The organism is Pseudofrankia sp. EUN1h (assembly GCF_001854645.1).
Classification (GTDB): domain Bacteria; phylum Actinomycetota; class Actinomycetes; order Frankiales; family Frankiaceae; genus Pseudofrankia; species Pseudofrankia saprophytica.
On record NZ_MBLN01000121.1, the window covers coordinates 25,062 to 34,353 of the forward strand.

The window sequence follows — 9,292 nt, forward strand, 5'->3', positions numbered from 1 at the left end:
CGAGCCGGCCCGAGGACAGACGGGCATAGATTCAGGCTGTGCCAATACGTGATCTTGCCTACACGGTGTATGCCCGTCGGCTCCGCGCGTCGCTCAAGGGAGCTGAGCTACCGAGGCACGTCGGCCTGATCATGGACGGCAACCGCCGCTGGGCCCGCCAGATGGGGATGGCCAATCCCAGCCTCGGCCACAAGTTCGGCGCCGACCATGTCGAGGACGTGCTGTCGTGGTGTGAGGCGGCCGGGATCAAGCACGTGACTGTCTTCGTCTGCTCCACCGAGAACCTGGCCCACCGCGAGGATGCCGAGATCGCGTTCCTCATGCGGGTCATCGAGCAGGTTGTCTCCGACAAGATCGCGACTCCCGATCCGGCGTGGCAGATGCACATCGCGGGGTTGCTCGACGCGCTGCCGGACAGCACGGCTCGCGCGCTCAAGAACGCCGAGGAGATCACCCGATCCTGTTCGACGGGGGCGCACGTCACCCTCGCCGTGGGGTACGGCGGCCGGCAGGAGGTCGTCGACGCGTTCCGGGCCCTCCTGCACGAGCAGGCCGAGACGGGCGGCTCGCTGGCCGACCTGGCCGAGACCCTCACCGCCGAGGATGTCGCCCGCCACCTCTACACGGCCGGCCAGCCCGACCCCGACCTGGTCATCCGCACTAGCGGCGAGCAGCGCATGTCGAACTTCCTGCTCTGGCAGAGCGCGTATTCCGAGCTGTATTTCTGCGAGGCGTACTGGCCCGCGTTCCGCGAGATCGACTTCCTGCGGGCGCTGCGCAGCTACGCCGCCCGTGGCCGCCGCCACGGCGCCTGACCCGGTGCTTTCCGACGGCCTGCCAGCTCTGCCGCCGGCTCGCCGCCCGGTGCAGCCACCGGTGCGCGAAACCACCAGGTGGGCCACGGCGCCCGACGGCCGACGGGGAAGAACAAGGCTCACGCTCGTCAAAGCCCCCCGACGACTCCCTGCAAAGCGGACTCCGTGACGGATCATCCCGCCGACACCCAGAGAACCTCAAGGTCTCGACGATGAATACCGCAGGTCTCGGATAACAGCACTCCACCAGCCAACGGAGATTCTGTGGATTCTCGTCGGGCATGATCACTTCTCGCAGATGATGTCCTCGATCTGTCCCGTGGGACAAGTCGGTGAGAAACGGCTCGGCGTGTGTCTGTCCGTTCCGGTGAGCTCGGCAGGTCGGAGCGGACCGTGCAGCGATGGGTGGCTGCCTACCGCGAGGCCGGTGACGCGGGCCTGCTCGACACCCGACGGGTGAAGGGCCGCGGGAGCACCGCGGACCCGAGATTGGAGGAAAGCTGCTTGCTGGTGGCCGTCGAGCAGGTAAATGTCTCCGTCTCTAACTTGCTTGTTCACCCTCAAGCGTTTCGCCGGCCCAGTCCTTCCCGTCAGCGGGAGGCGTCGAGCGCGGCGATCGCCTGGGTGAAGCGGGCGGCGTGGCCGGTCTCCTCCCGACCGCTGATCCGCAGGAGCCGGGCGACCTCGGGGTCGGCCTCCGCGTCCGCCCAGCGCTGGTAGTCAACATCGCCCGCGCGTTCCCCCTCGATGACCGCGGCCAGCAACGCCGCGTCGACCACCGCCGGGGCCTCGACCGGATATCCGGCGTCCATGTCCGGGGTGGGCTCGAACGGCCTGCCGGTCTTGATGGTCAGAGCACGGCGTACCCGGCCGGCGTGGCCCAGCTCTTCCCGGGCGTTGCGGCGGACGAGTTCGGCCGCCTCGCCGTCACCGATCCGGTCTGCCAGGCGCTCGTAGAGGTTGGCGGCCGTCCGCTCCAGCTTGTAGAGGATCTCCAGGTCCGGCACGCCCAGGTGATCGAGCGCCGCCAGGGCCATCGCCGCCGACCGGAAGTCCAGGTCGTTCACCGTCTTCGTCGCCTCCTCGGAGCGGGATCGGTCCACCGGAGTGCCCGACGCCGGTGGGCCCGACGCGCAGACCGGCGGACGGACTGTCAGCGTGCACGACTGTAAGGACGCATCCGCGCGGACGTGCGACTCCGGCGGCCTTCCGTCCCACCTGGGCGGCCAGATCTCGTCGGGAGGCTTGTCGCTCGGCCGGTGGCGGCGTTCTCAACCAGGTGGAGGCGGGCCGACGCGGTACTGGCGGCCGGTGTTCCGGTCAGGCGTTCGAATAACGGTACTGTGTCAGCCAAATGAATCTTTGTAGTTCTCGACGGACATGGCCGTTTCTCGCAGATGATGTCCTCGACCTTTCCCATGGGAAAAATCGTTGAGAAGGCGTGTAGCGTGCCAGAACTCAATTCTGGGGCGTGGTCTGCGGTTTCGCCGTTCGATCAGGCGGCGCGGTGGTACTCGTTGATTATGCCCGCGAGGACCGTGTGGCGGCGGATCGGGCCGTCGAGGGGTGTGACGGTCGCCGGGTCGTGGTTCGGTGGGCGCTGGCCGCGTCCTTGGTGGGGTCAATGATCGTTGAGTGGCGGGCGTACTCCTCAAGCACGACGGTGGCGTGGCGCTCGCCGTAGAGGAAGGATCCGATCGGTGCGCTCCTGGCGGACGGAGCGGACGAACCGTTCCGCGTAGCGGTTCGCCTGTGGTATCCGCGGGGGAGTGCGCACGACTTGGACGCATTCGGAGGCGAACACGTCGTCGAAGGCCTGGGGGTATTTCGTGTCCCGGTCGAGGATCAGGAATCGGAAGCGGCCGAGGCATCCGTCGAGGTCCATGGCCAGGTGGCGTGCCTTGTTGGGTGACCCAGGCCGCGGTCGGGGGGTGACGCCGAGGATGTGGACGCGCCGGGTCTGGATCTCCATGGCGAACACGGCGTAGAGCCGGCGTAGCGCGATGGTGTCCAGGTGGAAGAAGTCGGTCGCCACCAGGCCGGCGGCCGTTCACGTACGGCTCGACGGTGACGTGGTTTCCCGTCGCCACGGGCTCGACGGCCAGCTCAAAACCAATCCGGTCCACGTCCACGACGTATCCGCGAAGATCATCGCGACCGTCAACGGCTGCCTGGGTCCTCCTTGACCCCCTTCCTGCCTCAGTCCGTGCTTCGACGGCCGGCCGGCCGAGGTGGCGGCTTCACCTCCGCGGCCTTAGTCAGCTCGAGTTCGGCCCGCAGCCGTGCGTTCTCGGTCTCCAGCTCGAGCACCTTGGCGATCCCGGCGAGATTCAGTCCGGCTGCGAGTAGATGCCCGATCCGTTGAAGCCGGGCCAGGTCGTCGCTGCTGTAGCGGCGGGTCCCGCCGTCGGTGCGGGCCGGCTCGAGCAGCCCGCGCCGCTCATACAGGCGCAGGCTCTGCGGGTCCATCCCGACCAGATCGGCAGCCACCGAGATCCCGTACACCCCCTGAGCTGGGTCGACATCGGACGGGCTCACGGGGCGCCTCCAGGGACTCCCCCGGACGGCCGACCGGGGTCTTGCCTCAGTCTGTCACCGGTGCTATATAAAAATCTAGGTCAGCCACCACAGATAAGTGGATGACCCAACGCTCTGATCTACAAGATCGTGATCGTGGAGGTGGAGTTCCGATGTTGGTGCGCACCGACCCGTTCAGGGAGCTGGACCGGCTGAGCCAGCAGGTGCTCGGCACCCTGGGCACGGTGGCCCGGCCGACCGGGATGCCGATCGACGCCTGGCGCGAGGGCGAGGAGTTCGTGGCGGAGTTCGACCTGCCCGGGGTGGACCCCGCCACCGTGGATCTGGACGTCGAGCGCAACGTGCTGACCGTGCGGGCGGAACGTCCGGCTCTGAAGGGGAACGGCGAGGTCCTGGTCGCCGAGCGACCCCGCGGTGTGTTCAGCCGCCAGTTGATCCTGGGCGACAACCTGGACACGGAGAAGATCACCGCCAGCTACCACGCCGGCGTGCTGACCCTGCGGATCCCGGTCGCCGAGAAGGCCAAGCCCCGGAAGATCGCGATCGAGACGTCCAGCGACGACCGCCGGGCCATCCACGCCTGACACGGCGCCGGACCGATGACGAACCCGCAGGGGGCGGCTCCGGTCCGGCCGGTCGAGGCGCAGCTGGCCGATCTGATCTGCTCCGACCCCGACCTGCTGCGCGCCGAGTTCGACGCGATCATCTCGGCCGCGTGGGACAGCGACATTCCGCCGGGCGGGCCGGGGCAGCCATCCGTGCCAGGACCAGCGGCGCCGGGACCACCGCCGACCGCGGACCGTTCCTTCCCTCACCCACCCGGACCGCCGGCAGCCCGACGGCTGCGACGGCGAGCCGGGCAGCGGGCGCCGCCTGGCAGCCCGACCCTCGACACCGACCCAGCGGCACGGCGAAGGGAGACACAGCCGCTCAGGGCTCCCCAAGGAATCTCGATCAGCACGTCGGTTCACACGCCGGCCTGGCCCCCACCGGGGGCCAGACCGGCCGCCCGATCGGGTCAGATGGGGGACCCGTGCATGACCACCGACCAAGACCTCTACCTGGTGCTCGGGGTCGACCCCTCGACCTCGGCCAGCCAGATCAGGCGCGCCTACCGCACGCTGATGCGCCGCCATCACCCGGACACCCGCATGCCTGCGCGACAGGCCGCGCAAACCAACCCCGATCACGAACACGACACGGCTCTACGGCGGTCGTCGCCGCCTACGCCGTGCCGCGCGACCCCAGCCAGCGAGTCGACTACGACGCCCGCCGTGCCGAACGCGCCCGGCACGATCAGTCTCTCCGTGCGCGCGAGGATTCCGAGCCAGCCCGCCGGGCCACCCGGTAGAGTGCCAGAGCTGGATCACCGATCTTGACCTGGGCTTTTATGCGACTCGTTCGTATTCGTTGATCAAGACGCCGAGGGTGGGCCGGCGCCTGATCCGTTCGGTGGTCAGGTCGGCGATGGGATGGCCGGGCCGTGGCGGTCGAAGATCACGGCTGCGGTGGGGTCATCGCCCGTTGTAGTGGCCCGCATAGTCGGCTAGGACCGTCCGCAGGTGCCGGTCACTGAGGATCAGCATGCGGTCGGTGACTTCCTCTTCGCCGGCGCCGACGCGTTGGCCGCACTTGGAGATCCGCGCCGCTACCGGCGTCCCCGAGCTGGCTCCACGAGGCCGGCGACCTCCTGCTCTCGGCTACCACGCGGGCTCGGATCTTGCGCAGGGACCTGTTCCAGGGGCCCACTGAAGCCGAGCCGGTGCACTTCGGCCGCATCGACCTCGATGGTCTCGATGCGCGAAAATCAACCGGTTCCTCGATGGTCGCCGGCGCGCTGTCGAAGTAGGCCCTGAGCTTCCTATCGCCGCCTGCTTAGGCGCTCGCGGCCGGGCGGCGGTCAACCGACGTACTGGCGGTAGACGCCGGTCGCGAACCAGGACTGCAGCCCCGGCGAGATCCAGGCCAGCAGGTATGGCTCGCACAGGTTCAGTGCGTAGGCGTCGGCGAAGAACTCGATCCACTGCGGCTGGGCGTCCGGTGCGAGCAGCGTGATGCTGGCGCCGAGGCCGAGGTGGGTGGCGGCGGTCGTGAAGGGGCCCAGGCAGAGCGAGACCGTCAGGGGCGGTTCGTCGTCCCACGCCCAGTTGTGCATCGCGGCCGCCTGTCCGACGAGACGCAGCACGTTCCAGTGGCTCGGTGGTGCGACGGCGCCGCTGCGGCCGTGGAATCCCTCGGTCAGGCTGGTGAACGTCGCGTCCGAGAAGGTCAGCGTGTGGGTCGCGGCCTCGTACGTGCCCTTCCCCAGTGTCGCGCCGTTGCCGCGGACGAGGGTGCAGTTCTGCAGGACGCGGCGGTCGGCGGCCGGGAGTTTGGTGAACGCGTCGCAGACCTGGACCAGTTCACCCGCCGTCCACGCGCACCCGCCCGCGGTGGTGACCGCCTTGACCTTGTAGCGGTCGCGCAGGAGCTGCGTCGACGTCTCGACCGAGGGCGGCACCGCGAGGGCGGGGGCCACGTTCTCGCACTCGATCCACAGGGACCGGTTGGCGAAGAACGTGAAACGCACGAGCAGCGGTCGGTCGCGGCTCGGAACGGCGACCGAGACGTTGACGGCCAGTGCGAACTGCGAATCGCAGTCCGTGAAGACCGTCGCGGCGGCGTTGTACAGCCAGGTGTACTCCCAGAACGAGATCCCACCGGTGCTGTCATGCAGCGTGACCCCAGTGAACCCGAGCTCACGCAGCGCGGCGACCGCCCGGGGCAGCGACCGCATGACGCGGTCGCCACCTCGCCGGCCGCGGACGACGGTGACGCCGTCCGGCAGCATGAGGATCGTGCAGGCACCGGACGACACCCGGCGCAGGGTGCGGACGGGCGGCGTCACGACGACGGCCAGCAGGGTGGCGAGAGTCTCGCGTTCGCGCAGGAAGATCGCCTTCAACTCGGCGAAGACGGTGGGGGCTGGCAGCCCGCCGCCGGGCGGGCTCAGCCGCGGTGTCGCCTCGCTCTTGAACAACTCCGCCACCCACCACAGGACCGCCCGCTCGATCCGGGCGTCCCAATACCCGGTGAGCGTGTCGAACAGCGCGCGCAGCTGCGTTATCAGCGTGGATGCCGACACGCGCAGGCTGTCGACGGCCTTCTGGTCAGTCGAACGCACGGCGGTGAGCGCGTTACAGAGGCCGTCCAACGCTCCCAGCAGGGTCTGCAGCGGGCCGGCCAGTCCGGTCATCGCGAGCCGGGTGCCGCCGCGGGTGATGCGGTACCCGCCCTGGCGGAACCAGGTCAACAGCTGGTGCGACACGTATTCCATCGCGCCCGGGTCGTTGAGGAAGTACGAGTAGGCGTCCGCGAAGAACTCGATCGGCTTGGCTGCCCAGTTGTGCCACGCGTAGATCGTGAACGGCTGGACCTGCAGCGCCTCCACCTGGGCGCCGAACAGGGCAAGGGCCCCACCGTCCTGCCCGCCCGGCACCCTGTACCAGTTCTCCACGACGTGGCCGATCTCATGGAGAATCACGAAATGGCTATAGGGAACGGCGTCATCGCCGGACCCGACGAATCCGTTGAGATCAGCGAACGCGCCGTTCAGGATCGTGAACGAATGGTTCACGGTGTCGTAGTAGCCCCGGTGCTGCGCCGCGTCCGGCCGGTCGATCTGTGAGCTACCCGACCGCACCAGCTCCAGGTCCACCAGCGCGCCGCGGTCCGCGAGCGGGATCTTGGCGAACGCCGCCTGGATCTCCAGCAGCTCCTCGACGGTCCACACGGCGCCCTGCTCGGACACGGCACGCAGCTGGTAGGTACGGCGCAGCGATTCCTTAAGCACCTGCAGGGTGGCGCCGGTCGGGCGCGCGCGCAGCGCGATCCGCGACTCGCAGGTGAGGAACAGGGCCCGGTCCTCGGTGAGCACCAGGCGCAGGTAGAGCTTGCGATCCCCGGCCGCGATCTCGACGTTGCAGCACAACTGGGGAACCGTGTAGGCGAATTCCACGAAGAGGCGGATGGCCGCGCCGCACAGCCAGGACTGTTCCTGCGGCGGGAGGTCGGCGATACCGGTCAGGCCCAGGAAGGTAACGCCCAACGTGCGTAGCTGGACGATGGACGCGGTGAAGCCGTACAGGTCGATCCGCACGTGGGGTTCGGTCGACAGGTAGAGCTTGTTCGTGCCGAGGTCGATGACGCACGCGTGCCTTGCGAGGGTGGTGAACGGCACGCCCGGGAAGCCCTGCCGCGGGTTCCCGAAGTTCACCGGCGGCACGCGCTGCGCCAGCAGCCTCATGGCACCCGCCTGCTCGGCGCAGACGGCGGCGATCTCGTTGCGGCCGGGAACAGCCCGCGGGGGGACGGCGGGTGGCGCGAACAAGACGCGCAGCTCACGCCGCAGCATCGCGCTGATCATGCGAAGCCCGGTGAGCTCGATCCCGTCGTAGCCGATCGCCTTGAGGGTGCCATCGTCGAGCTTCTCGATGCCGCCGGCCCGCACCTGCACGTCACGAATCAGGCGCCGCAGCCTGGTGAGGATCGTATCCAGCGCGCGCTGCGTGGGCTCTGCGACGAAAGCATCGACCAGCGCCGCGATCGCCATGAGTTCCGCACGCTGCTCCTCGTTCATTGCCAGCCTCCCCGCATCCGGCCCCGCCCCAGAACACGGGAAAGGCTAGTCCCGCCAGGTGATCTCACGGGGCCAGTTGGCGAGAATGGACCCGAAACGGCCCGCTCCGAGCATGAGCGAGCCACCACTGTCAGGCTGGCCCCGGTCGTGATCGAACGGGCGGCACGCGGCAGAACCGGAGAATTCCGGACAGGCTGCGGCACACAGGCGACGCGCACACCGCGTTCCCAGTAATACGCGGCCAGCACGTGAGTAAGCGTCGTCCTGCCCGAAGCGTGGGCGCCTTCGACCACGACAACCAGACAGTCGCGCAGCATCAGCGAGCTCCTTCAGCGAAGGATCGGCACCGGGGCCGCGAGGCCGCGCTCACGCGGACGGCCACGGGACCGTTCTCGATCCTGCGCGCCTCGCCCGCCCGCCCGGCGGGACGGCGGTGGCATCGGCGTCCATCGACGACCTCGCACCCCACGAACCGCAGCAACCGCAACGCGTGCGTCAACGAGCTGCCGAACTTCCCCGCTTCCAACGACGACACGTACGACTGCCCGACTCCCATTGCCTCCGCCGCCGCCACCTGCGTTACCCAGCCGCGGACCGGTAGTGCCTGATGGCCGCTCCAAGATCCCGCGCCGCGATCACCTGGTACTCGCCAATCGGTATCACCATAAATCAATACTAGGCCGATATCGGCAGATGGTGATATCACCAGTCGTGCATATCGCGGCGAGGGAGTATCCCGTGACCGGTGTTTCCGGCAGTTTTGATCAGTAGGTCTCGGCGGACGGCCAGCGGTCACGGAAAGTGATCGCCATGGCGTCGATCACGGGCTTCCAGCGGACTGCCCACCGGGCGCGGCCGGTCCCGGTCGGGTCCAGGCTGCGGGTGACAAGGTACAGGCATTTCAGCGCGGCCTGGTCTGACGGGAAATGCCCGCGGGCGCGGACCGCGCGGCGGTAGCGGGCGTTCAGCGACTCGATGGCGTTTGTGGAGCACAGGACCCGCCGTATCTCGGCGTCGTAGTCGAGGAACGGTATGAACTCCTCCCAGGCGTTCCGCCACAGCCGGATCACCGCGCGGTACTGCTTTCCCCAGGTTTCCTCGAACTCGTCGAGCGCGACGGCCGCGGCTTGCGGGGTCGGAGCGGTGTAGATAGGCCGCAGGTCGCGTTTGATGGCGTCGTGGTCGCGCCTGGAGGTCAGGCGGAAGGTGTTGCGGATCAGATGAATGATGCAGGTTTGGACGGTGGTGGCGGGCCAGACGTTCTCGACGACCTCGGGCAGCCCTTTCAGCCCGTCGCAGACGAGGAAGAACACGTCGCCGA

General features: G+C 68.5%; 10 protein-coding genes and 1 pseudogene. 4 read left to right on the top strand and 7 right to left on the bottom strand.

The features are described 5' to 3' along the window. The first annotated feature begins 38 nt into the window (after window positions 1–38). Window positions 39–815 carry a polyprenyl diphosphate synthase gene (gene uppS / locus BCD49_RS39645; protein ID WP_027140521.1) on the top strand — a complete coding sequence of 259 codons (777 nt, stop codon included), beginning with the start codon at window positions 39–41 and terminating at the stop codon, window positions 813–815. Between the two features lie 590 nt (window positions 816–1,405). Here uppS and BCD49_RS39650 read toward each other — a convergent pair. The 3 genes from BCD49_RS39650 to BCD49_RS39660 all read right to left on the bottom strand — a co-directional run bounded on the left by BCD49_RS39650 (window position 1,406) and on the right by BCD49_RS39660 (window position 3,353). Next, the gene (locus tag BCD49_RS39650; protein WP_007515428.1) at window positions 1,406–1,882 is read right to left on the bottom strand and encodes a ferritin family protein; all 477 of its coding nucleotides are present in this window, start codon (window positions 1,880–1,882) and stop codon (window positions 1,406–1,408) included. Window positions 1,883–2,466: 584 nt separating this feature from the next. Continuing rightward, a complete protein-coding gene (locus tag BCD49_RS45730) occupies window positions 2,467–2,850 on the bottom strand; it encodes a transposase (protein WP_007515427.1) in 384 nt (127 codons plus the stop codon). Window positions 2,851–3,014: 164 nt separating this feature from the next. Further along, window positions 3,015–3,353 (bottom strand): MerR family transcriptional regulator, encoded by a 339-nt coding sequence (locus tag BCD49_RS39660; protein WP_007515426.1) that lies wholly within the window; start codon window positions 3,351–3,353, stop codon window positions 3,015–3,017. A 152-nt stretch (window positions 3,354–3,505) separates the two neighbouring features. Between BCD49_RS39660 and BCD49_RS39665 the strand changes: the two genes are divergently transcribed. Both BCD49_RS39665 and BCD49_RS41765 read left to right on the top strand, forming a co-directional pair. Next, window positions 3,506–3,937: an Hsp20/alpha crystallin family protein gene (locus BCD49_RS39665; RefSeq protein ID WP_007515425.1), complete on the top strand. Its 432-nt coding sequence runs from the start codon at window positions 3,506–3,508 to the stop codon at window positions 3,935–3,937. 453 nt (window positions 3,938–4,390) lie between these two features. Next, window positions 4,391–4,732 carry a J domain-containing protein gene (locus tag BCD49_RS41765; protein WP_232794024.1) on the top strand — a complete coding sequence of 114 codons (342 nt, stop codon included), beginning with the start codon at window positions 4,391–4,393 and terminating at the stop codon, window positions 4,730–4,732. Between the two features lie 9 nt (window positions 4,733–4,741). On the opposite strand, the pseudogene BCD49_RS45735 reads toward BCD49_RS41765, so the two are convergent. After that, a pseudogene (locus tag BCD49_RS45735) lies at window positions 4,742–4,954 on the bottom strand (integrase core domain-containing protein); the annotation flags it as partial. Window positions 4,955–5,073: 119 nt separating this feature from the next. Between BCD49_RS45735 and BCD49_RS46070 the strand changes: the two are divergent. Continuing rightward, the gene (locus BCD49_RS46070) at window positions 5,074–5,202 is read left to right on the top strand and encodes a hypothetical protein (protein ID WP_269799820.1); all 129 of its coding nucleotides are present in this window, start codon (window positions 5,074–5,076) and stop codon (window positions 5,200–5,202) included. A 51-nt stretch (window positions 5,203–5,253) separates the two neighbouring features. Here the strand turns inward: BCD49_RS46070 and BCD49_RS39670 are convergent, their stop codons facing one another. The 3 genes from BCD49_RS39670 to BCD49_RS39675 all read right to left on the bottom strand — a co-directional run. Further along, window positions 5,254–7,971 (bottom strand): hypothetical protein, encoded by a 2,718-nt coding sequence (locus BCD49_RS39670; RefSeq protein WP_007515423.1) that lies wholly within the window; start codon window positions 7,969–7,971, stop codon window positions 5,254–5,256. Between the two features lie 316 nt (window positions 7,972–8,287). Beyond that, window positions 8,288–8,767: a helix-turn-helix transcriptional regulator gene (locus BCD49_RS46735; RefSeq protein WP_425343322.1), complete on the bottom strand. Its 480-nt coding sequence runs from the start codon at window positions 8,765–8,767 to the stop codon at window positions 8,288–8,290. Then, window positions 8,736–9,292, bottom strand: a 557-nt coding sequence (locus BCD49_RS39675; protein ID WP_198939492.1) for an IS256 family transposase, incomplete at its 5' end; no start/stop codon positions are given. The genes BCD49_RS39675 and BCD49_RS46735, both read right to left, overlap by 32 nt.